We start from the raw sequence: 23,090 nt of genomic DNA, 5'->3' as shown, positions 1-23,090 counted from the left end.
ACAAAAGTCCACCTTGTCTTAGAGACCATGACCGATTCTGCCAATTCCAAGCCCAAATCCGCGCCGCGTGGCCTCTATCCCGATATCGAGCCCTATGACAGCGGCCATATGGCGACGGAAGGCAAGCACCGGATCTATTACGAGCAGTGCGGCAATCCGGCGGGTTTGCCGATTGTGGTGCTGCACGGCGGGCCGGGCGGCGGCGTGTCGCCCAATCTGCGTTGTTACTTTAATCCGGAGGGCTACCGCATCGTCCTGTTCGACCAGCGCGGTTGCGGCAAGTCGACACCGCACGCGTCGCAGGACATCTCGCTGGAAGACAATACCACCTGGCACCTGGTGGCCGATATCGAGCGCCTGCGCGAGAAGCTCGGCATCGAAAAGTGGGTTGTGTTCGGCGGTTCCTGGGGTTCGACCCTGTCGCTGGCCTATGCGCTGACCCACCCCGACCGCGTCGCCGGACTGATTCTGCGCGGCATATTCCTGGTCCGCAAGCTGGAACTGGACTGGTTCTACCAGCAGGGCGCCAGCTTCCTGTATCCCGATATCTGGCAGAAATTCATTGCCCCCATTCCCGAAGCGGAACGCGGCGACATGCTGAATGCCTATGTAAAGCGCCTGAACGGCCCCGACCGCGCGGTGCAAACACGCTGCGCCCTGGCCTGGAGTGGCTGGGAGGGCGATACCCTGTCGATCGAGGGGCCGGCGGAATCAGCATCGAAGTTTTCCGATCCGGAATTCGCCCTGGCCTTTGCGCGCATCGAAAGCTGGTACTTCAAGAATGCCGGCTTCTTCGAAAGCGAATCCTGGGTGCTCGACAATATCCGCCGGCTGAAGGACATACCGGCATGGATCGTTCAGGGCCGGTTTGACGTGGTGACACCGATGACCACGGCGTGGCAATTGCACCGGGCATGGCCCGAGGCGCGCTTCAATCTGGTCAAGAAAGCAGGGCATTCCTCAAGCGATCCCGGCATACTGGAAGGCCTGGTTGCTGCCGCCGACGAAGCCCTGGCGACCGTCGCACGGTAGGGGCTTAGTGCCCTCGCAGCGTCACTAACCGGATTTAAACATATTAGGTTCAGTCTTCCGACAGTTTTCTTGATCTGAAGGCCGATCTGCATGCCTGCACACGTACTCATCCTGGAAGACAGCAAGACCCAGGCGATCATTATCAGCAAGATGTTTCAGCGTGCCGGCTATCCGACCGTATGCGTCACAACGGCCGATGAGGCCTTGGAGCAACTTCGCACCCAGCCTTTCCGCCTGCTGGTTTTCGACGTCTTTATCGAAAGCCGCAATACCCTCGATGACCTGGCCATGTACCGCGAACTGGCGCCCGACGCCCCCATCGCCATCATGACGGCGGGCCAGTTGAACAATCCGGACGCCGGCGCCGAGGCCCTGAACAAGGCTCGCCGCGCCCGCGTGAACTTCCTGTTGCCCAAGCCCTTCTATTTCGACGACGTGAAGCAGATCTGCGAGGACGTCGAGGCCTTCTGGAAGCGTACCGAAGGTTCCCGGGAAGCTATGGCCTCCTGAGCTGCGCACCTATTCAAACAACCGAGGGGAGTAATATGGCCTATGCAGCGCGTATACAGCCGGACTCCGCCGATCCGGATGACGCGTTTCTGCGTAATGTCGGCCTGTCGCCCGACCTCTACCATCTGGCCCAGCAGTCCGAGGCTCTAGTCGACCTGATGGCGCACTATTTCGACCATATTGAAACCGGCCGGGCGACCGACTTCAGCGCCATCGCTGAATCGATCCTGCACGCACGTGGTGAAATCCGCGAATTGCGGCCGATGAACGTTTCGCAATCGCAGCTGCCGTCGGCCGGTGCCGAGATGGACGCCATCATGCTCGATACCGAGTCCGCGACCAACGTCATTATGAGCGCAGCCGAACGCATACTGGAGCTGGAAACCGACGATAAGGCTGCCAAGGATGCCATAGACGACGCGGTCATGCGTATTTTCGAGGCCTGCTCGTTTCAGGATATTACGGGCCAGCGCATTTCGAAGATCCTCCGCCTGATCGGCCAGATCGAGCATCGCATGGGCCGCCTGGCGACATCCCTGGGCGGGGACCAGGAGTTCGAGCCCATCTCCGCCGAAGAACAGCGGCGTCGCGACCTGATCCTGAACGGCCCGGCGATCGGCGGCCCCGAAACGGCCCAGGCCGATATCGATTCGATGTTCTCTGCCGACAACACCGAGGACTCGATCGACGCCATGCTGTTTGATTAGGCCCACAGAGTCCCCCTCCGTCAGCGACGCGCCCCTACTTGCCTCGACCTACGGTCATCGGCGGGGCTTGCGCTGCCACCTCCCCCGTAACGCCCTTCGGGCTACAGGGGAGGACTGAACAAGAGAGAGCTCACTTCTTTTCTTCAGCGCCGGCGGGAAAATTCGGAGCCTTGAGTCGAGTAGCAGGAGGCAAGCGCCGCAGGTACACTTAGTACCTGCCAGCGCAGCCGACGCCCTAATCGGCCAAGGATGCGAATTTTCCTTACTCGAAGCGGGAGAAGATAGAGGCCTGTCGGGGAAGCTCCTGATAGCGGTGAACCTTGACACCCAGCACCAGGCCGAAGCCGGTCATGACCATCAGCATGGCCGAACCGCCGTAGGAAACGAGCGGCATGGGCACGCCGACGACGGGGAACAGGCCCATCACCATAGCGCCGTTGATTAGGACGTAGAGGCCGAAAGTCGCGGTCGCGCCGGCGGCAGCCAGCCTGCCGAAGTGCGAGTGCGACAGGGCCGCCATGCGCAGGGCCATGGTGATGATCAGGGCGTACAGCAGGAAGATCATGAAGCCGCCGGCAAAGCCCAGCTCTTCACAGACCGCCGCCATGATGAAGTCGGTGTGTTTTTCCGGCAGGAAGTTGAGCTGGGACTGTGAGCCCAGGCCCAGCCCTTTGCCCAGCAGGCCACCCGAGCCCATGGCGATCTTGGACTGCAGGATATGGTAGCCGTCGCCGGACGGGTCGCCTTCCGGATTGAGGAAGGTCAGGATGCGCTTTTTCTGGTAGTCGTGCAGGACGTAGTTGAAGGCGACGACGACCAGCGGCACCATGGCCGCGGCGCCGGCGGCGATGACTTTCCAGTTCAGCCCGGCCAGGATCATGACGGTCAGGCCGGTCAGGGCGATCAGAACGGCTGTGCCCAGGTCGGGCTGTTTCATAACCAGGAGGACCGGCAGGCCGATCATGGCCATGGGCACCAGCAGCCAGACCGAGAAGCTGGCATCCTCGGCCTTGCGTTCGTGATAAAAGCGGGCCAGGGCCAGGACGATGGCCAGTTTCATGAATTCCGAAGGCTGGAAGGCCGGCAGCGGCCCGAGATCGAGCCAGCGCGTGGCGCCCATGCGGGTTTCGCCGATCAGTTCGACCAGGATCAGCAGGATCAGCGCCACGCCATAGGCCGGATAGGCCAGCTCCAGCCAAATGCGCAGATCCAGCAGGGCCAGGCCCAGCATCAGCACGGTGCAGCAGGCAAAGACCAGCAATTGCTGGTAGGCCCACGGCTCCCATTTCATGCCGCCGACACTGTACAGAATGAGCACGCTGATCGAGGCCAGCATGCCCAGCAGCACGACGAAAATCCAGTCGATCTGACCGATCTTGCTGTCGTAACGGTCGCGTTGTCCCGGGCGGGAAAGGGCGCTGTCAACCATGGTACTACACGCTTTTCTGGGCAGCCGCGGCGGGTACGGCCGCAGGAATCGGATCGGGGTCGGGTGGCCTTAGGCCGGTGTCGGGTGCAATATCGTCTTCCGGTGTATCCTTGAGCTGATCTGCCGGGATACCGACGATGCGCTTCTGGATCTCCGGGTCCTTGAGCAGGGCGGTGCGCATGATTTCACGTGCCTTGGGCACGGCCGAGGACGCGCCCCAGCCGCCGTGCTGAACGAGAACGGACAGGGCATATTTCGGTTTGTCGGCCGGGGCAAAGGCGACGAACCAGGCATGGTCACGCTTTTCCCATTCCATGTGCAGAGTCGCTCGCGACCCGCCAACAATCGTGTGCGATTGGGCCGTACCGGTCTTGCCGGCCATGACGATCGGGCCGAGATCGAGCTGACCCGAGCGGGCCGCCGTTCCGCTGGTCACCACGTCACCCATGGCAGCCCGGACAAAGGCGGCATGGTTTGGGTCGACGCCCAGACTTTCGAATTCAGGATATTTGATGTCTTCACCACCGATCGCCTTAAGCAGGCGCGGCAGGACCTTTTTCTGCCCGTTGGCGATACGCGCCACGGCCACACAGTTTTGCAAAGGATTGACGCTGACGAAACCCTGGCCAATACCGATCGACGGCGTGTCGCCGGGCCACCAACGCGTGTAGTCCGGGCCCTTCTTGGCGAAGTATTTCGCTTTCCAGGCTTCGTCCGGAACGACCCCCGGCATCTGGCCCTTGATGCCTATATCGAATATATCGCCCAGACCCAGCTTGCGGGCTGTTTCGGCGATCTTTGTCGGACCAACGGCAAGGGCGCATTGGTAGAAATAAACGTCGCACGACGTAACAATAGCGCGGTGCAGGTCCAGCGTGCCGTGGCGATTGTCGCAATGGAAGACGTGACCACCGAACGGAAATGAGCCGTTGCAGGTATGCGTGGTGGCCGGGTCATAGCCGTGCTCCAGGGCCGCCATCGAGACCACGCATTTGAAGGTCGAGCCCGGCGGATAGGTGCCCGACAAGGCCTTGTCGAGCAGCGGGATGTGGTCGTAATCGGCCAGCAGGCGATAGACCTTCGACGGAATGCCGGAGACAAACAGGTTGGGATCGAAACCCGGAGTCGAGGTCATGCACAGGACTTCGCCGGTGTGGATGTTCATCATCACCGCGGCGCCGGAATCCTCACCGAAGACTTCGACGGCGCGCGCCTGGATATCGGCATCCAGTGTCAGGGTGATGTCCTTACCCGGAACAGGCGCCAGGGAGCCCTCGCCGTCCTCGCCGACCACGCGCCCCTGCGCGTCGACCTCGACCTTCTTGCCACCCTTGGTACCACGCAGGATCTTGTCATAGGCCTTTTCAATCCCCGCTTTGCCGATACGGAAGCTGGGGTGATGCAGAAGATCCAGGTCGGCGTTGGGATCCGTCTCCTCGGCCGCCATATCCTTGGCGTTGATCTTGGAGACGTAACCTACGACGTGGCTGAAGGCGCCGCCGTAATAATAGGCACGCAGTTGGTCCATGTCGGCGACGACACCCGGAATGTCATTGGCATACAGGCTGACGCGCGAGAAATCGTCCCAGCTCAGGTCGCCGGCGATCAGGGTCGGCACGGAACGCAGATTCTGGTTGATGTCGCGCAGGATGCGGCGACGGCTGGAGACGGTCTTGGGCAGGATATAGGATACCTGGTCCAGTGTGGCGTCGATGTCCTTGACTTCGTTGGTCTCGATCATGACGCGGAAGGACGGGCGGTTTCCGGCGATCAGCTTGCCGTTGCGATCCAGGATATCGCCGCGTGGTGGCGGGACAACGCGGAAATTGAACTGGTTGCTGATCGACATCTTTCGGTACTTGCCGCCCTGCACCAGTTGCAGGTGGGCTAGCCGGCCGGTCAGGGCGAACAGGCCGAATGCCACCACGCCCCCCATCAGGAAGGCGCGCCGGGTGAACATGCCCTGGCGTTCGTTGACATCGGTGAAGACGAGTGAAGGTTCAGCCATTGGCACCTCCAGAGAGTACGCGAATACATGAACACAGCGTCCGACCGGACGCCGCGCACGTTTGCGCGCCCCCGCGGAGGCCTGAGCGAAGCGAAGTAGCCGCGAGCGATATCATGCTACTCCCTCCTTACTGAAAACGGACATCGGCATGGAGGTATTTCTCCATGAGATACAGGACGGCCGGGAAGCCGAGGCCGGTCGCGAAGGCCTGTTCGAACACACCCCACAGGCGCGGCACGCTGCCCGAATCGATAGTGATGACGATGGTGCCGAGACCGAAAAAGACAAGTTCGGTCAGGATAAACGCGCCCAGGACAACAATCCATTCCTGGCCGATGACATAGGTCCGCACGCCGACCAGGACGCCGTAGACGAGCATCAGGCCGAGCGTCCAGAAACCCAGGGGCGCCCCCCAGAAGAAGTCGAGAAACAGGCCAAGGGCACCGAGGACGAAGGGCGCGAAATAGGACGGCCGGATCAGCGGCCAGGCAAAGGCCAGCAATAGCGGTGTCACCGGCTCAGGCAGGTACAGGCCGAAGGGCTGGAACGCCGTGGCCAGAACGATGGTCAGGCCCAGGCTGACCAGGGCCGGAAACAGGATCCAGTCCCAGGGCGTGATGATCCGGGATGCCATGCCGCCGCGCATGCCCCGGTTAAGCGGGCTGCGTTCGAACAGGCCACGCTTCATCAGGGGTTTCATCGGTTGTTTCCTGACGGTGAGGCGGCGGGGGCAGTCGACGGCGTAGCCTCAGGCACGAAAGGTTTCAGGACCGGCGCCGCTGAGCTGGCGGCGGATGACGCCGAACTCGAGGTCGAGGTCGCAGCAGCCTTGGGCTTGGGCTTGGGTTTCGGCTTGACCGGGACAGCGCTCGACGCAGCCGCCGCGGACGGCGCTGTGCCGGACACAGGACCCGCGGAGGCCGAAGCGCTGGTGACGGCCGGCGTAACGGTCTTCGATTGCGGGTCGACCTTGGGCATGGCCGGTGGCGGCAGGACATCGCTGACAGCCGGCGCACGCAGCAGGGTCGAGGCGTCGGGCAGTTGCGAGAAGTCGTTGAACAACACGACCTTGACGAAATCGATCGGCGCGCGGTTAGCGTAGAGACGAACGCGCCAGACACCATCGACACCCTTTACCGCCTCACCGACCGGCAGACCGCGCGGGAAGATACCACCGTCGCCCGAGGTCAGTATTTGGTCGCCGACGCGGATACTGTCCTTGCCGCGCACAAAATCCATCTTGGCGAAGCCGGTATTGCCGTCGCCGTTCATCATGGCTCGGGCGTCGGAACGCATGACCATCACCGGCACATGGCTGGTGACGTCGGTGACCATCAGGACGCGGCTGACATCGGGCGAAACACCGACGATGCGGCCAACCAGGCCCTGGTCCGTGATAACCGGGTTGCCGAATGAAATCTTCTTGCGCGCGCCGGCGTCGATCAGACGGTTATTGGCGAAGGGACCGCGCGACACGGACACGGAACGTGCCGTCACCATGACCATTGCCGGTTCGGTGCGCAGGTTCAGCAGCTTTTCATAGCGTGAATTGATGTCCTTTTCCTCGACATACATGTCGCGGTACTGGGACAGCTCGGCCACCTTCTTGCGCAGGATGCGGTTTTCGCGCACGGCAAAGAGATAGTCATCGAGCCAGTTGGTGCCATCGCCGACCTTATGGACCGGCCAGGACAGGATATTGTTGCCCGGGCCGGCGACACTGTCGAAGTTGGCGCGGTTGGCATAGGCGTCGGCATCGACCTGCTCACGCCGGTCGCCAAGCAGCAGCAGGGCCGCGACAACGCAGACCAGACCGACAATGCCCATCACAGCCCAGGTCATGGGCAGCTTCAGATGCTCGAAATGCTTGTTGTCCCCGTACGACACGCTACTATTTTCCCTAAGGCCGGAGAGCTCAGCTTATATTGTTGTAATATGGCTTATATACGATTCTAGCGTAATAAGATTGGTCTTACGTCACAAGGTTACGACATTGTGGCGTCAAGAATGCCCTTCATCCAACGCGGATGCTCCAGCACGCGACCGCAGCCGATGGCGACGCACGACAGCGGGTCTTCGGCAACCGAGACCGGCAGGCCGGTCTGATCGCGAATTTCAACATCGAGGCCGCGCAGAAGTGCCCCGCCGCCCGTCAGCATAATGCCCTTGTCGGCGATATCGGCGGCCAGCTCCGGCGGCGTCGCTTCCAGGGCCACCTTGACGGCGTCGATGATCTGGGCCACCGGCTCGGCCAGGGCTTCTGCCGCCTGGCGTTCCGACATGCGGACTTCGCGCGGCACGCCCTGCATCAGGTCGCGTCCCTTGACGTCGATTGCCATGCCTTCGCCGTCGTGCGGGACACGGGCGGTGCCGATGTCCTTCTTGATGCGTTCGGCGGTGGTTTCGCCGATCAGCAGGTTGTGGTTGCGGCGCATGAAGTTGGTGATGGCTTCGTCCATCTTGTCGCCGCCGACCCGGACCGACTTGGAATAGACGATACCCGACAGGGACAGGACGGCGACTTCGGTGGTGCCGCCGCCGATATCGACGACCATGGAACCGGTCGGCTCGTGGATCGGCAAGCCGGCGCCGATGGCCGCGGCCATGGGCTCGTCCAGCAGGCCGACGCGGCGCGCCGAAGCGTTGAGACAGCTGTCATTGATGGCCCGGCGTTCGACGGCCGTGGCGCCGGAAGGCACGCAGACAATGACCTTGGGGTTCACGAAACCCTTGCGGTTGTGGACCTTGCGGATGAAATACTTGATCATTTCCTCGGCGACTTCGAAGTCGGCGATGACCCCGTCGCGCATCGGGCGGATGGCTTCCATGTGACCGGGCGTGCGGCCCAGCATCTGCTTGGCCTCGATGCCGACGGCATGGACCAGCTTGCGGCCGCCGACATTGCGCAGCGCGACCACCGACGGCTCGTTCAGCACGATCCCCCGGCCCTTCATATAGATCAGGGTATTTGCGGTACCAAGATCGATGGCGATGTCATTGGAAAATCCGCCGAAGAAGGATTTGAACATGGAGGGTAACTACCTTGGGACGCTTGTATCGCGCTCTTTATCAAAAGCCTGGAAAGTATCCGCGTAGGTGTCCCCCTCATCAAGGCTCACGCATTGAATCAACAGGCCAGACCTACCGGAAAGCCCTCACTTGCCCTTATTGCAAACCAATTTCAAGGGCCTTGCGAGGCTTGCAAAAAAAAAGTTGCTTTCAACCCACAGGGGAAATGGTTAACAGACTGTTTTGATTGAAAAATACGCGGTCAGATAACAATCGATCACGTAAAATGTCATGGGATTTTTCGGGACGCGTGGTCGCGCCTGCCAGGTCGGAAGCCGGACCTGGAATCGGGGCGCCCAGCCTCCTGGAGCGTCATAAATATGTCGCCGCCTACCCCTTGTTCTTGGCGCGTTCGTACAGGGTCCGGGCCAACAGCATCAGGGCCAGCCAGATCAGGGCCAGCGCCGCCATGCTGAGCGCCAGTTTCCACTGGCCGGGGCCGCGAAAGGCCGCCATCGAGCCGCCCAGCAGGGCCACCAGCCCGATCTTGGGAATCGACCCCAGGGCGCAGCCGGCGAGAAACGGCAGGAAGGGCGAGCGCGCGGCGCCGAATGCCATATTGACGACGATGGGCGGCGCTGTCGGGATGTTGCGCACGATAAACGAGGCGGAAAAGGCGTTCTTGCCGATATAGGCCGACAGCTTGTCGACACCCTTGCCGCCAAAGCGCCGCAACAGCTTCCCGCCGGCATACCGTCCGATGTAGAAGTTCATCGCTGCCGCCGCCTGGGTGGCGAACCAGCTATAGAAGGCGCCCCACAGCGGCCCGAAGGCGACCACACAGGCCGCCACCAGGACGAACTGCGGCGCCCCGATCAGCGACGAGGCGCAGAAGACCACGGTCACGATAACGATGGCCATCGGCGAATGGGCATATTGCGCCATCCAGGCTTCCAGGGCGGCGATCGCCGCTTGGCCCCACGGCGACCGGCCGATCAGCAGAACGCCCACGACCAGGGCCAGCAGCAGCAGGCTGATCCACAGGGCGCGCACCGCCTTGGCGTCGAGATTGAGGAAAAAGTTTGTCACTTTTTCCCAGATTTGTTGTAGTTTATTGTGCATTGCACACCGCTATGGCCTGAAAGCTACACTTCGGACAAGTTCCTATTTCAGGCAAGAGAAATTGACGCATATGCGCGATGAACCATGGACAAACGAACGTGAGCGGGTAAAGAGAGGCCTGCATTTTTCCGTATATGAAGACCCCAGAGGATCCGTCATGGCCGCCTTTTCCGAATCCGATACCTTGAAGCGCGTCAAGCCGTCACCGACCCTGGCCATCTCGGCCAAGGCGCGCGAACTGGCCCGTCAGGGCAAGAAGGTTATCAGCCTGTCGGCCGGCGAACCGGACTTCGACACGCCGGAAAATATCTGCGACGCCGCCATCAAGGCGATCAAGCGCGGCGAAACGCGCTATACCGACGTCGACGGCATCCCCGAGTTGAAAGCCGCCATCGTCGAGAAGTTCAAGCGCGAAAACGGCCTGGACTACAAGACGAGCCAGATCTCGGTTTCACCCGGCGGCAAGCCGGTCATCTATAATGCCATGATGGCGTCGCTGAACCCTGGCGACGAAGTCATCGTGCCGGCGCCGTACTGGGTTTCGTATCCCGACATGGTGCTGCTTGCCGGCGGCACGCCCGTCTTCGCGGTCGGCGAGATGTCGACCGGCTTCAAGCTGAAGGCCGAGACGCTGGAAGCCGCCATCACGCCTAAGACGAAGTGGCTGATCCTCAACTCGCCGTCCAACCCGTCGGGCGCCGTCTATACCGCCGCCGAACTGAAGGCGCTGGGCGAGGTGCTGAAGCGTCATCCTCAGGTGTGGATCCTGACCGACGACATGTACGAGCACATCCTGTTCGACGGCTTCGAATATGCCACGATCGCGCAGGTCGTGCCGGAACTGTACGACCGCACCCTGACCATGAACGGGGTCTCGAAGGCCTATTCGATGACCGGCTGGCGTATCGGCTACTGCGCCGGTCCCGAACCGCTGATCAAGTCGATGTCGAAGATCATCTCGCAGTCGACGTCGAACCCGTGCTCGATCGCCCAGTGGGCTGCCGTCGAAGCGCTGAATGGGCCCCAGGACTTCATCCCGCAGCGCTCGGCCGTCTTCCAAAAGCGTCGCGACCTGGTCGTTGCCATGCTGAACGGCGCCAAGGGCATCCATTGCCCGACCCCGGAAGGCGCCTTCTACGTCTATCCGTCGGTCGCCGGCTGCATCGGCAAACAGGCCCCGTCCGGCAAGATCATCACGTCGGACGAAGATTTCGCCGGTGAACTGCTGGCGCAGGAAGAGGTCGCGGTGGTGCACGGTGCGGCGTTCGGTCTGTCGCCCTTCTTCCGCATCTCCTACGCGACGTCGGAAATCGTGCTGACCGAGGCGTGTTCGCGCATCCAGCGTTTCTGCGCCAGCCTGAAATAATCAGCTGTGACGCGACGAAAAACATAGACGGTTTCGTTTCGGCGAGGGGGTACAGCCGGGGCCTTGCCCTTGCTGATAAAAGAGGGCTAGACTTCGCGTATATGAGCGCATTTTTTCATTCCGCATGGCTGATTTCGCCTGTCCTGCTGTTGCTGGCGCTTGGTGCATCCGCCGTGACCGCGGCGCTGTTCGCGCTGCTGGTGCTCAAGGGCGGGCCCATCGATATTCCGCGCGAACGCGGCGCCCATGAAACCCCGACACCGACCAGTGGCGGCATGGCCATCATGGCGGCGACCGCCGTGGTCATCGCCGTCCTGCTGTGGTTTTTCGGTGAGCAGATCCCAGGCAGTCGCCGGGACGGCGCCCTGCTCTTGGGCTTTGCCGGCCTGATGGGACTGTCCGGCGCCCTGGATGATCTTGTCGACCTTCCGGCGCGCTGGCGGCTGGGTTTCCAGGTCGGGCTGTGCCTGGTCTTCGCCTTTTTCTATCGCGTTACCAAGCTCGACTTCGGCCCGGGCATGATCGTCGAACTGTGGCCGCCAATCGGATTGATCGGCAGCGCCGCCTGGCTGGTGCTGGGCATCAATACGATCAATTTCATGGACGGCGCCAACGGCCTGGCCCTCGGCACCCAGAGCATTGCACTGCTCGTCTTCGCCGCCCTGATCCTGTTGCTGGCGCCGTTTGCGCCAACGGGTGTTCACCTGTCGATTGTCCTGCTGGTCTGTGTCTGCGCCGCCGGCGCTCATCTCGGTTTCCTGCCGTTCAACATGCCGCCGACGCGCACAGCGCGCAGCCTGGCTTTCCAGGGCGATGCCGGCTCATTGTTCGGTGGCGCCCTGATCACCGGCGCGACCCTGGTCATCAAGGCCTATGGCGTCGGCTCGGTATGGTTCGGCGGCTTTCTCCTGGCGCCATTACTGGTCGATGTTGTCCTGACCCTGGTGGTGCGGACAATTCAGCGCAAGGACCTTATGCGGCCGCATAAGGATCACCTGTATCAGCTCTGGTTGCAACGTCGCGACCCCAGCCACGCCCGCCTGGCCGTCCGCGTATGGCTGTTGTGCGCGCTGTCGAGCGCTGTCGGCCTGGGCGCCCGTGTCGTCGACCAGTTCTATCACAGCGACATCCGCTTTTTCTGCCTGGTCATGGTGATTGTTACCTACAGCCTGTTGTGGGTGCAGATCCGCCGCGGACTGCTGCGGCGCGAACCCATCGCCTGCCGCACGGACACGACCACCCTGCCCGCCAGCGATATCGCTGAGGAAGCCCAAAGCGGCTGAATTCAAGTTAGAAGCTCAGCTTAGCAACAGGCCCATCATCAGGTCGTCTTCGTAAAACCCCGCCGGGTCATAAACCCGCCCGGTCAGGCGGCCTTCAATCCTGAAGCCCAGGGATTCGTAGAGCGCGATCGCCCGGGCATTGGTTTCCCGGCAAGCCAGTTCAATGCGGCGAATGCGCGGCATATCAACGCGAACGTGCGCGATGAACGCCTCGAACAGGCGCCGCCCGACGCCCTGCCCCTGGGCGTCGGGATGGACAGCAATGGTCACGTCGCTCAGGACATGAGCGAACTGTTCGGGCTCCATGGCCCAGCCGTGCAGTTCACCGACGATGCGTCCGTCCACGACAGCGACCAGGCTAAGCCCCGCCGCCAGGCTATTGTCGAGATAGCAGGCAATATGGCGCGGCTCTATCTCATGACGACGGCGCGCCAGCCCGCCGCTTTCGCCAGCAGCACGATAGAGTTCCAGCATGCCGTCGGCATCGTCACGCGTCGCGCGGCGAATCTCAAGCGTCATCATCGTCCCCGATTTTTTGGCGGTTGGATTTCACGGTGGCGCGAATCGCCTTGCCTTCCAGGCGGCGGCGAACGGCGCCCCTGGTCGGCTTTGTCTTAATGCGCGGTGGCGGCGGTGGTTCGGCGGCCTTCTGGACAAGTTCGACAAACCGCTGCACCGCTGCCTTGCGGTTCATATCCTGGGTGCGGTGGGTCTGAACGAACAGGACCAGTTCGCCCTCGCCCGTCACACGCCGTCCGCCCAGCTTGGTCAGGCGCTGCTTGACGTCGTATGGCAGGGTCCAGTTGCTGACGATCGAGAAACGCAGTTCGACCGCCGTCGATACCTTGTTGACGTTTTGCCCGCCCGCCCCCGAGGACCGCACGAAGGTTTCGTGCAGTTCTTCGTCTGGAACACTGATCTTGGGCGTGATGAAAACCATGGCCGGCTTTTGCGGGAAATCTACGCTTGAGTCCATAACCGCCGCGGCGGCAGGCTTGAACTTTTCTAGTCGATTGAGTCGAGTTGCGCACGAATACCATATAGGGACATGACCTTGATAAGGTCTTCTTTACGTGTCTGAGCACGCCAGAATTCGAGCATATGGATCATATAAAACACAAGGAGACCCACTAACGCAATCACCGCGACTTCCTTTGCGTCGCCTGGAGGCAACGGATCGCGAATGCTGAAATACGAGAACATGGCAACCGCCATCACGCCCAGTCCTGCGTATACCCAAACCGCAATCGGATCCATTTTCAGGCGTACAGTCACACGACTGCCGTCGCCATGTGCCTCAATCGTGCCGCAGAAATAGAAGTTGGGCAGCCGCCGGCTACGCTGAGCTTTCGACAATATCTTGAAACTATTGCCCTTTACGGTTCCAGTCATTGGCTTATAGCGCAAAGCCTCGCCACCGCCTCCGCTCATTGCAAACATTTTTAAAGCGCGCGCAACATCCTCCGGCGGCCGCGGAATTTCAGCTTCAAACCTGTCGTATGGAAAAATTTTCATGTGTGGCCCCCTTACGCTCCGGGCAGTCTAACATCAGGGGTAGCCTTAAAGTCAACATCCAGCCAAAACCTGCTAAGCGCCGTCTTCAATTCCGCTGCGCAGTTTCAGATCCAGCGCCAGCAACGGCGCAAGGCCATCGATCATCGGCGCGGTCGGCAATCCCGCGGCTGACAACTGGTCAGCCGTCCAGTTGTTGCACAGGCGGACGACCGAGAAATGCTCACGACTGGTGAAGAAGGGATTGCCCGGCCTGGCGACGGGATCGAGCACCGGGGCGCCATCAGCGGTCACGAACGAAGCCTCCATATGCGCCGCCATGGCTTCGAATCCGGCGCGCGACAGGACCAGTTTTTTAGCGTCCGGCGCCCGATAGACGGCAAAGACGCGAATGACCGAAGGATTGCCCGGATGGAACAGGGCGCGCAGGCCATCAAGCGCCCGGCCGAACGACGCACCTTTGCCGGTGAAAAATCCGGCATCTCCCCAGCCAAAGGCCAGCCAGTCTCCGCCGCCGGCCTCTGCCGCGGCCTTGTCCAATACGCCGCCGCGGGCTGCGACTTCAGCCGCCGGGACGACGATATCGGTATGAAACCCGTTATCCAGGACGTAGACCGTCACCGTATCGCCCGAGGCCGGATACAGGCTGCGCTCACCGTGACGTGCTGTCAGCAAGACCGCCAGGCACCAAACGGCGACAAAGCCTAACAGCGTCTTCCAAACCAGGCCTTTGCGCCAGACCGTCATGAAAAATCCCTCCCGAACATGGCGCAATGAACCATGTTCAAGAGGGACCGTCCAATTAATTATCACGAACCCGTGATCAGGTGGAAATCAGGCCAACGTCGCCTTGATCATCCACAGGTGCTTCTCGTGGGCGGTCAGGCGCGTCGTGCACAGATCGGCCGTCGAGACATCGCCGGCGTCTTCGGCGGCCTTCACGGCGCCTTTCAGGGTGGCGACGACCGTAATGTGATCGTCGGCCAGGTCCTTCAACATGTCTTCGGCAGACAGGGACGGATCGCCGTCCTTGATCGAGGTCAGGTTACCGAGCGCGGATACGCCCATCGGTGCGGGCTGACCCAGGGCGCGGATGCGTTCTGCGATCTCGTCGATCGACGTCCAGATCTCGTTATATTGCTCTTCGAACAGCAGGTGCAGGCCGCGGAAGGTCGGCCCCTTGACGTTCCAGTGATAGCCGTGGGTCTTCTGGTAGATGGTGAAGCTGTCGGCCAGGACCTTGGACAGTTCATGGGCGACCGCAACGGATTGATCGAGCGCTTTTTGGGAATCGGCGGACATGGGAAATCTCCTCAGATGGATGTTCCGCAGATATGGGACCGCACATAAGGATTCAAGTGGGATAGGTCTGTGAGCGGATTGTTATAATTCGTGATCGCGCTTTTTGCACAATCCATATTGCATCCTGCCGGTACGGGGCTATGTTATGACCACCTTATGCTAAAAATGAGCATAAGTATCTGAAGGAGAGCCGACATGGCCGATACCGCTGGTTTATTGGACTTTACCCCGCAGGTCGAAGCCGAAACCGCCGCGATTCATGCGCGCCTCAAGGGCAAGGTGTCGGACATCGAGTGGCAGCTTCAGGCGCCGTTGATTGCTGCGATCAACCGCCTGAAAAAGGAAAAGAACGCCGTCATCCTGGCGCACAACTACATGACGCCGGAAATCTTCCACGGCGTCGGCGACTATGTCGGCGACAGCCTGGGCCTGGCACGCGAAGCCGCCCGTTGCGATGCTGCCGTCATCATCCAGGGCGGTGTCCACTTCATGGCCGAGACGTCCAAGATCCTGGCGCCCGAGAAAACCGTGCTGATCCCCGACCTGCGCGCCGGCTGTTCGCTGGCTTCGTCGATCACGGGCGCCGATGTCCGCCTGATCAAGCAGCGCTATCCCGGCATTCCCGTCGTCACCTATGTCAACACCACGGCGGACGTGAAGGCCGAAACCGACATCTGCTGCACCTCGGCCAATGCCGTCCAGGTCGTCGAATGGGCGGCCCAACAATGGGGCACCGACCGCGTTATCCTGATCCCCGACCAGTTCCTGGCTAAGAACGTCGCCCGCCAGACCGATATCAAGATCATCGCCTGGGCCGGGGCCTGCGAGGTCCATGAGCGTTTCGACGCCGAAGACATCGCCCAGGTCCGCGCCGCCCACCCCGGCGCTGTGGTCCTGGCCCACCCGGAATGCCCGCCCGACGTCATCGCGGCCTCGGACTTTACCGGCTCGACCACGGCGATGAGCGATTATGTGACGAAGAACCGGCCGAAACAGGTCGTGCTGATCACCGAATGCTCGATGGCCGACAATGTCACCGCTGATGCGCCGGGTGTCGAGTTCCTGCGGCCGTGCAACCTGTGTCCGCACATGAAGCGCATAACGCTTCAGGGCATCTACGACTCGCTGCTGAAGCACCAATACGAAGTGACGGTCGCGCCTGAGCTGATCCCGCGCGCCGCGCAGGCGGTCCAGCGCATGATCGACATGCCACCGCTCAAGACCCCGGCCCGCTACGACATGGTCAAGGCGCGCCACCATGTCGACGTTGAAATGATTTCGTAAACAGGAGGCAGACAATGCCGGCTGAAACCTACATCCATAATGGCCCCCTCGTCATCGGCGCCGGTCTCGCCGGCCTTAGTGTCGCGCTCAACACCGCCCCCTACCCGACCCTGGTCCTGGCGCCGGTGGCCCTGGGTGTTGCCTGCTCCTCGGCCTGGGCCCAGGGCGGGATCGCCGCCGCCCTGTCCGACGCCGACTCGCCCGAAGCCCACGCCAAGGACACGATCGCGGCCGGCGCCGGCATTGTCGACGAACTGGCGGCCAAGACCCTGACCGACATGGGGCCGGAAACCGTGCACAAGCTCAATGCCATGGGCGCGCCTTTCGACCACAAGGACAATGGCGACTTCGTCCTCAACCGCGAAGCCGCCCACGGCATGGCGCGCGTCGCCCGGGTCGGTGGCGACCTCGCTGGCAAGGCCATACTGGAGGCCGTGGTCCACACCGCCCTGGCCGCCAAACATATCGAAATCTGGGAACCGGCTTTTGCACTGGGCCTGATCAAGTCGCCCGGCAATCGCGTCATCGGTGCGGTGGTCCAGCACGGCGAACGCCGCGTCCATGTCTTCGCGCCTGTCGTCATCATGGCCAGCGGCGGTTCGGGCGGCCTGTTCGCTGTCACCACCAACCCCGCCAATCTGCGCGGCGAAGGCATGGCCATGGCGGCTTTGGCCGGCGCGGTTATCGCTGATCCGGAGTTCGTCCAGTTCCATCCGACGGCGCTGAAATTCGGCCTCGATCCCGCCCCGCTGGCGACCGAAGCCCTGCGCGGCGAAGGCGCTACCCTGATCGACAAGGACGACATCCGCTTCGTCTTCGAAGACCACCCCGACGGCGAACTGGCGCCGCGCGACATTGTCGCCCGCGCCGTGCACAAGGCCAATGTCTCCGGCCGCGGCGCTTTTCTCGATGCCCGCGAAGCCATAGGCGCCCATTTTGCCGAAGAGTTCCCGACTGTCTTCGCGTCGTGCATGGCACAGGGCCTGGATCCACGCATCACCCCAATGCCGGTGGCGCCTGCCGCCCACTATCATATGGGTGGTATCGCCACCGACGTCTTCGGCCGGACATCGCTGAAAGGCCTGTTCGCTGCCGGCGAATGTGCCTCGACCGGGGTTCACGGCGCCAACCGCCTGGCGTCGAACAGCCTGCTGGAAGCCGCCGCTTTTGGTGAACGCGTAGGTAAGGCGGCCCTAGGCGACCTGCCAAAATTCGATTCTGGGCCCGACCCCGCGGGCGCCATTGTCCCTGCGACGCCCCCTATCATGATGCCCGCCGATATTCAGCGCCTGCGCGACGCCATGAGCCTGCATGCCGGCGTGGTGCGCGACGGCAAGGGTCTGACGGCGCTGATCGCCCTGATCGATGAGCTCGATGCGGCGTATCCCGGCGCCCTGGCCCTGATAAATGCGCGCCTGATCGCCGTTTCCGCCTTGCAACGGAAGGAGAGTCGCGGTTCTCATTACCGTAGCGACTACCCCCTCAGCGACAAGACGGGGCACCGCACCTTTACAAGCTGGGCGGAAGCCCGAAAAACGCTCAAGGAACCCGCCTGATGTATTTGCCCGGCCTGCCTGACCTGCTGATCGAACCCGTTATCAAGGACGCATTGCGGGAGGATCTCGGCCTCGCGGGCGATGTGACGGCCCAGGCGGTCATCGCCCCCAAGGCGCGGGTCAAGGCCGAGTTCCGGGCGCGCGGCGAAGGCGTCAGCGCCGGGATCGACTGCGCGCGCCTGGCCATCAGCTTCATGGACCCGCATGTCCGCTTCGAGACCGTGCTGGCGGATGGCAGCCGTGTCGCCGCCGGTGCCGTGCTGGCCCGCGTCGAAGGCAATGCCCGCGCCATACTGGCGGCCGAACGAGTCGCATTGAACCTGCTGTGCCACCTGTCGGGCGTCGCCACCCTGACGTCGAAATATGTCGCGACCGTCGAGGGACTGAAGACCAAGATCGCCTGTACGCGCAAAACCCTGCCCTTGTTGCGCGCCCTGCAGAAGCACGCCGTCAAGTGCGGCGGCGGTCACAATCACCGTTACGGCCTCGACGACGCGATCCTGATCAAGGACAACCACATCGCCATCTGCGGCGGTGTCGATGAAGCCATGAAGCGCGCCAAGGCCGGCGTCGGCCATACCATGAAGATCGAAATCGAGGTCGACTCGATCGCCCAGCTGAAACAGGCCCTGCCCTATGCGCCGGACGTGGTTCTGCTCGATAACTTCTCGCTCGACATGTACGCCGAAGCCGTCAAGCTGGCCGTCGGCAAGACCATCCTGGAGGCCTCAGGCGGGGTCAATCTCGAGACCGTGCGCGCCATCGCCGAGGCCGGGGTCGATGTTATCTCAGTCGGCGCCCTGACACATTCGGCGCCCAATTTCGATATCGGCCTGGACGCCGTGTAATGAAGGGTTTTCGTTGTGCCTGTCTTCTTCCGGTGCTGACGGCCCTGGCTTGGGGTGTTGCACAGGGCAAGCCGGCCGCGCCACCAAAGGAGCCTGACGCGTTGGTGCGCAGCCTGTACACGCAGGTCGTGGCACGTCATCCGCTCGGCATTCCTTACGGCGCGGACAAAGACGTTTTCGCGCCCTATCTCAGCACAACCTTGCTGCACGGGTTCGACGTGCACATCGCCTGCATCGGTGACTGGTACAGGCAGAATCCCGACCCTAATTTAAAGCCACCGGGCCTGTTCGAGGATGGGATTTTCTCGGGCAGCAGCGAGGAAGGGAATCCGCATGGTTTTCACGTCGGGAAAACCGAATTGCAGGAAGACGGCTCGTATCGCGTGCATGTAAAACTGACCCGGCACGCGACACCGGATACACCGGAGGCCTGGTCCTGGCATGTTGCGGCGGTCGTGGTGCGCGAAAACGGGCGCCCTGTCGTAGAAGACGTCCTGTTCTTGAAGGACAACGACCGGGAGATTAATTGGCGGCTATCTGATGGACTAACGGCAGGTTGCGACGGGCCTCGCTGGGTTGGACGGGATGACTCAACCGGGTGAGACGACTGGGTCAAGTCTGATGTCCCGCTCGAGCCTGGCGCAGTCTCAGGTTACAGAGCCTGGCAAGTCCCAGATCTGGCGTGGGCTGCCAGCCAAGCTACGTTCGCCACCTTCGTGCAGGTCCAGGACGATGACCTCATTGCTCCCGGCCTTCAGCCAGTCGCCAGGTACGAACATCGCCTGTTGCGGGCCCACCGACCAGTGACGGCCGATATTGTGGCCGTTCACCCAGACATAGCCCTTGCCCCAGCCGCGCATGTCGAGGAAGGTATAGCCCGGTGTCTTGACGTCGAAATGACCGCGATAGAAGGCGGGACCGTTCACCGGCTTGTTGCCGAAGCGTAAGGCGGAGATATCGTCGAGCGGCAGGCCGTAATGGCTCCAGCCTGTCAGCGGCTTGCCGTTCAGGCTCACCTCGCCGATCAGCCCCTTTTGATCCTTGCCCGTATTGGCGCCGTAGTTGCAGTGCCCCATCGTATCGACAAGGACGTCGAGTGTCGCGCCAGTTGGCAGGTCGACCATCGCGGTCTTCTCGGCGAAACGGCGGTCGAGCACAGCCTGGACCTCCCCGCCGCTGCGAACCAGCGCGTAGTCGCGGACGTCACCGAAGGCGAGGCTGCCCTTGAGGGCTGTTGCGGCCTTGTGCCGGTAAAGCATCAGGCCATGCATCTGGCCCAGGGCCTCCAGACTTTCGGGTGCCTTTGCCGCGACCGGCTTGCCAAGCAGCTGGTCGAGCGCGGCAGATTCGGTCAGCCGGAAGCGCGGGACGGTGATCGACGGCTCTGGCTCCGGCATGGGTGCGAAGGTCTGCGCTGGCAGATAGTTGCGGAACAGCTCAAGGACAGCCTGATACTTCGGCGTCGGCCTGCCGGCCTCATCGAGGAGGGCATCGTAGTCATAGCTGGCAATATCGGGTTGATAGCCATCCTTGTTCCAGTTGGCGCCGGGCGTAAAGCCCCAGGATGTGCCGCCGTGCAGCATATAGAAACTGATCGAATATTTGTGTTCCAGCATCCATTTCAGGCTGGCCAGCAAGGGTTCGGCCGGCATGGTCTCGTGCAGTTTGCCGTAGGAATCGAACCACCCGCCCCACAATTCCGAGCAGAAGAAGGGACCTTCCGGGCGAACCTTGGCGCGATTGGCAAACTCCTTTTCCGCAACGTACTTGGTGCCGAAATTGATACCACCCACGACCCCGGGCACCGAGCCGTTGGCGAAGAATTCAGCCGGATCAGCGGTGTAAAGCATTCCAGAAAACCCAGCATCGCGCAGGCCGGCCTGCTGGGCGGCCAGGTAGGCCTGGTCGCTGCCGAAAGCGCCGTATTCATTCTCGATCTGCGTCAGGATAATCGGCCCGCCGTTATCGATCAGCAGCGGCGTCAGTTCCTGGCCGAGCCGCTTCAGCCAGCCCTTGACCGGCTCCATATAGCGCGGATCGGTCGATCGGGCCGTGATGTCGGGTGTCGGGAACAGCCAGGCCGGCAGGCCACCACCGTCCCATTCGGCGCAAACATAGGGCCCTGGGCGCAGATTGACCCACAGCCCCTCTTCCTGCGCCAAACGAATATAGGCCGCCACATCGAGATTGCCGGAGAAATCGTACTTGCCCGGGCTCGGTTCGTGGGCGTTCCAGAAGGTATAGGTCGTCAGGGTGTTCAGCCCCAGCGCCTTCAGTTTGCGCATGCGGTCCCGCCACGCGGCGCGCGGAATGCGCGGATAATGCATTTCGCCAGCCAGAATCTGAAACGGCTGACCGTCGAGCATAAATTGATCGCCCGTGACGCCGAAGCGAGGGACGGCCGCCAGCGCGGGCATGACATGCCCGAAAACGCCGGCCACCGTGGCAAGGCCGGCAGCCTGCATCAACATCATTCGCCGAGTGGTCATTTTATTTCGTCCCCTGGGTGGAAAATTTTATTGCGAGCCTTAGCGGCCTGGCCTTCCAACAGACATAGGCTACTGTCTCTTGATCGCCGACATACTCACTATAGTGTGATTATATATCACGCGCCGGATGCATGTTTGCAGCGATGGAAGCCCATATTTTGGATAATACCAATTAAACACCCTTTTGGGGCATTATTTATATGACATTTTCGGGAGCGGCCCGCAAGATTAAATGTGATTTAATATGGGTCAATTGAACCAAAAAATCGGCCCTTCCCCTAATGGTCGGCGACGACTTTTTCCGGAGATGCGGCCAGAAGCCGGCGTCTTGTGATCCACAGCCACACCGCGCACGCCGTGCCGGCCAGGGAAAGGGACGCCATCAGGGCATAGCCTTGTTCACCGAAGGCGTCGAAGATCATTCCAGACGCCAGCGTTCCCACGCCAATAAGCGCGCCGCCGGCGTAGGCGGAATTAATCGTCTGCCCCAGGCCTTCAAATCCGGGAGGTGTCAGGAGATGCACGAGTTCGAGGCCGGCGACATAGACTGCGCCAAAACTGAAGGCGTGAAGCAGCTGCAGGGGCCAAAGCATTTCCAACGGGGGAGAGGTCATCATTATTGCCCAGCGAACGATGCCGGCAATGGCTCCGAGGACGAGAAGAGTCCAGGACCCCAGTTGGCGTTGGAAGCGTGAGCGAAGACATAGAAAGGCAAATTCCGCGGCAACGCCGGTTGCCCACAGTAGCCCGCAAACGCTCGACGAAAATCCCCGTCTTTCCCAAATAATCGTCGAAAAGGCGTAGTAATAGCTGTGCGCGGCCTGAAGGCATCCTACCGCGATCAACAGCACGACATAGCCCTTGCCGGAGAAAAGCGTACCCAGCCTTTGCAGGCCGGGGAGCGTCTGGGGCGCCGGACTAAGTTTCAGATCGAGCCTGATGTGCGCGGGCAGCAGGAAGCGGGCACAGGCGAAAACCAGGAAACTGGTAAGAATAATCCACACCAGGGCGGAACCACTGCCGGTGCTCTGCATCAGATAGCCCAGGCAGATATTGGCGAAAACAAAGGATGCGGAGCCGGCGGCGCGCGCCACGCCAAAGGCGAACCCCTCAATGCGGGACAATTGCAGCGTCATGGCATCCAGCAATGGGGTGATGTTTGTAATCCCGGTATAGCCGATGCCGTAGAGCAGCATGAAGGTCGTGAAGCGAAAATCAGGCCATAGTCCCGCGAAAGTCATCGCGGCGTAAGACAGGGTGGAAATCAAGGCCAGCAGCGCAATGGGCGTGCGATATTTGCGGAATCCGTCGGCCCAGATGCCGCTGATCGGACCGGTGATGGCGCGCCCCAAAAGGGGTACGGCCAGTATCCAGGCAATCTGGTTACCCGTCATGCCATGCTCTTTCAGCCAAAGGGGCATGAATGGGAGAGTCGCTCCGGTGCCCGCGCAGAGCAGCGCGTAAAACAGCGCCTGGCGCAGAGGCGTCTTCGGAGGAAGCGGCGTCGCACCCGAATGAGCGTGCGCAAAACGTTGCATCCGGTTCAACCCATGCTCCGGCAACCCGGCCGTCCTTATGTTCTGCGAAAAACCCAGCCATGAAGGCGCCGGATATCAAATGGATAAACAAATTT

General features: G+C 61.6%; 22 protein-coding genes. 9 read left to right on the top strand and 13 right to left on the bottom strand.

The genetic code is table 11. The features are described 5' to 3' along the window. The first annotated feature begins 27 nt into the window (after positions 1 to 27). The 3 genes from pip to AC1DXO_RS07605 all read left to right on the top strand — a co-directional run bounded on the left by pip (position 28) and on the right by AC1DXO_RS07605 (position 2,249). Positions 28 to 1,032, top strand: a complete 1,005-nt coding sequence (pip, locus tag AC1DXO_RS07615) for a prolyl aminopeptidase (protein WP_476977518.1) — start codon at positions 28 to 30, stop codon at positions 1,030 to 1,032. Between the two features lie 90 nt (positions 1,033 to 1,122). After that, positions 1,123 to 1,542, top strand: coding sequence for a response regulator (locus tag AC1DXO_RS07610; protein ID WP_476977517.1), 420 nt, complete (start codon positions 1,123 to 1,125; stop codon positions 1,540 to 1,542). Positions 1,543 to 1,577: 35 nt separating this feature from the next. Then, a complete protein-coding gene (locus AC1DXO_RS07605) occupies positions 1,578 to 2,249 on the top strand; it encodes a protein phosphatase CheZ (protein WP_476977516.1) in 672 nt (223 codons plus the stop codon). Positions 2,250 to 2,511: 262 nt separating this feature from the next. Here AC1DXO_RS07605 and rodA read toward each other — a convergent pair whose 3' ends face one another. From rodA to AC1DXO_RS07575, 6 genes are all read right to left on the bottom strand, one after another. Further along, on the bottom strand, positions 2,512 to 3,678 hold the full coding sequence (gene rodA, locus AC1DXO_RS07600) for a rod shape-determining protein RodA (protein WP_476977515.1): 1,167 nt from the start codon (positions 3,676 to 3,678) through the stop codon (positions 2,512 to 2,514). Between the two features lie 4 nt (positions 3,679 to 3,682). Then, complete coding sequence (mrdA, locus tag AC1DXO_RS07595; RefSeq protein ID WP_476977514.1) at positions 3,683 to 5,686, bottom strand: penicillin-binding protein 2; 2,004 nt, start codon at positions 5,684 to 5,686, stop codon at positions 3,683 to 3,685. A gap of 127 nt (positions 5,687 to 5,813) precedes the next feature. Then, positions 5,814 to 6,386 (bottom strand): hypothetical protein, encoded by a 573-nt coding sequence (locus tag AC1DXO_RS07590; RefSeq protein ID WP_476977513.1) that lies wholly within the window; start codon positions 6,384 to 6,386, stop codon positions 5,814 to 5,816. Beyond that, positions 6,383 to 7,573 (bottom strand): rod shape-determining protein MreC, encoded by a 1,191-nt coding sequence (mreC, locus tag AC1DXO_RS07585; protein ID WP_476977512.1) that lies wholly within the window; start codon positions 7,571 to 7,573, stop codon positions 6,383 to 6,385. The genes AC1DXO_RS07590 and mreC overlap by 4 nt, the downstream gene beginning before the upstream one ends. A 98-nt stretch (positions 7,574 to 7,671) precedes the next feature. Next, entirely contained in the window at positions 7,672 to 8,715 is a 1,044-nt protein-coding gene (locus tag AC1DXO_RS07580) for a rod shape-determining protein (RefSeq protein WP_476977511.1), read from the bottom strand. 370 nt (positions 8,716 to 9,085) lie between these two features. Next, complete coding sequence (locus AC1DXO_RS07575) at positions 9,086 to 9,784, bottom strand: TVP38/TMEM64 family protein (RefSeq protein WP_476977510.1); 699 nt, start codon at positions 9,782 to 9,784, stop codon at positions 9,086 to 9,088. A 190-nt stretch (positions 9,785 to 9,974) separates the two neighbouring features. Here AC1DXO_RS07575 and AC1DXO_RS07570 point away from each other — a divergent pair, with 190 nt between their 5' ends. Together AC1DXO_RS07570 and AC1DXO_RS07565 are read left to right on the top strand one after the other, a co-directional pair. Then, positions 9,975 to 11,183, top strand: a complete 1,209-nt coding sequence (locus AC1DXO_RS07570) for a pyridoxal phosphate-dependent aminotransferase (RefSeq protein WP_476977509.1) — start codon at positions 9,975 to 9,977, stop codon at positions 11,181 to 11,183. A 101-nt stretch (positions 11,184 to 11,284) separates the two neighbouring features. Further along, entirely contained in the window at positions 11,285 to 12,466 is a 1,182-nt protein-coding gene (locus AC1DXO_RS07565; RefSeq protein ID WP_476977508.1) for a glycosyltransferase family 4 protein, read from the top strand. A 15-nt stretch (positions 12,467 to 12,481) separates the two neighbouring features. On the opposite strand, the gene AC1DXO_RS07560 is transcribed toward AC1DXO_RS07565, so the two are convergent. The 5 genes from AC1DXO_RS07560 to AC1DXO_RS07540 all read right to left on the bottom strand — a co-directional run bounded on the left by AC1DXO_RS07560 (position 12,482) and on the right by AC1DXO_RS07540 (position 15,280). Next, positions 12,482 to 12,985, bottom strand: coding sequence for an N-acetyltransferase family protein (locus tag AC1DXO_RS07560; RefSeq protein ID WP_476977507.1), 504 nt, complete (start codon positions 12,983 to 12,985; stop codon positions 12,482 to 12,484). After that, positions 12,975 to 13,442 carry an alternative ribosome rescue aminoacyl-tRNA hydrolase ArfB gene (gene arfB / locus AC1DXO_RS07555; RefSeq protein WP_476977506.1) on the bottom strand — a complete coding sequence of 156 codons (468 nt, stop codon included), beginning with the start codon at positions 13,440 to 13,442 and terminating at the stop codon, positions 12,975 to 12,977. Before arfB ends, AC1DXO_RS07560 begins: the two co-directional genes overlap by 11 nt. A gap of 29 nt (positions 13,443 to 13,471) precedes the next feature. Further along, positions 13,472 to 13,981 carry a hypothetical protein gene (locus tag AC1DXO_RS07550; protein ID WP_476977505.1) on the bottom strand — a complete coding sequence of 170 codons (510 nt, stop codon included), beginning with the start codon at positions 13,979 to 13,981 and terminating at the stop codon, positions 13,472 to 13,474. 72 nt (positions 13,982 to 14,053) lie between these two features. Then, the gene (locus tag AC1DXO_RS07545) at positions 14,054 to 14,725 is read right to left on the bottom strand and encodes a DUF2459 domain-containing protein (protein WP_476977504.1); all 672 of its coding nucleotides are present in this window, start codon (positions 14,723 to 14,725) and stop codon (positions 14,054 to 14,056) included. An 87-nt stretch (positions 14,726 to 14,812) separates the two neighbouring features. Continuing rightward, a complete protein-coding gene (locus AC1DXO_RS07540; protein WP_476977503.1) occupies positions 14,813 to 15,280 on the bottom strand; it encodes a Dps family protein in 468 nt (155 codons plus the stop codon). A 195-nt stretch (positions 15,281 to 15,475) separates the two neighbouring features. Between AC1DXO_RS07540 and nadA the strand changes: the two genes are divergently transcribed. Genes nadA through AC1DXO_RS07520 form a run of 4 tightly spaced genes read left to right on the top strand, consistent with a single transcriptional unit; the run spans position 15,476 to position 19,570 of the window. Beyond that, a complete protein-coding gene (gene nadA / locus AC1DXO_RS07535; RefSeq protein WP_476977502.1) occupies positions 15,476 to 16,564 on the top strand; it encodes a quinolinate synthase NadA in 1,089 nt (362 codons plus the stop codon). Between the two features lie 14 nt (positions 16,565 to 16,578). Next, the gene (locus AC1DXO_RS07530) at positions 16,579 to 18,120 is read left to right on the top strand and encodes an L-aspartate oxidase (RefSeq protein ID WP_476977501.1); all 1,542 of its coding nucleotides are present in this window, start codon (positions 16,579 to 16,581) and stop codon (positions 18,118 to 18,120) included. Beyond that, on the top strand, positions 18,120 to 18,968 hold the full coding sequence (nadC, locus tag AC1DXO_RS07525) for a carboxylating nicotinate-nucleotide diphosphorylase (protein WP_476977500.1): 849 nt from the start codon (positions 18,120 to 18,122) through the stop codon (positions 18,966 to 18,968). Before AC1DXO_RS07530 ends, nadC begins: the two co-directional genes overlap by 1 nt. After that, positions 18,968 to 19,570 carry a hypothetical protein gene (locus tag AC1DXO_RS07520; RefSeq protein ID WP_476977499.1) on the top strand — a complete coding sequence of 201 codons (603 nt, stop codon included), beginning with the start codon at positions 18,968 to 18,970 and terminating at the stop codon, positions 19,568 to 19,570. Before nadC ends, AC1DXO_RS07520 begins: the two co-directional genes overlap by 1 nt. Before the next feature lie 45 nt (positions 19,571 to 19,615). On the opposite strand, the gene AC1DXO_RS07515 is transcribed toward AC1DXO_RS07520, so the two are convergent. Next, entirely contained in the window at positions 19,616 to 21,457 is a 1,842-nt protein-coding gene (locus AC1DXO_RS07515) for a glycoside hydrolase family 35 protein (protein ID WP_476977498.1), read from the bottom strand. A 278-nt stretch (positions 21,458 to 21,735) separates the two neighbouring features. Continuing rightward, positions 21,736 to 22,995 carry an MFS transporter gene (locus AC1DXO_RS07510; protein WP_476977632.1) on the bottom strand — a complete coding sequence of 420 codons (1,260 nt, stop codon included), beginning with the start codon at positions 22,993 to 22,995 and terminating at the stop codon, positions 21,736 to 21,738. Positions 22,996 to 23,090: the final 95 nt, after the last annotated feature.

The sequence above is a fragment of the Asticcacaulis sp. P2_C5 genome, from assembly GCF_056404555.1.
The sequence above is the reverse complement of the archived record's forward strand: the minus strand, read 5'-3'. Positions and strand labels throughout refer to the sequence as shown.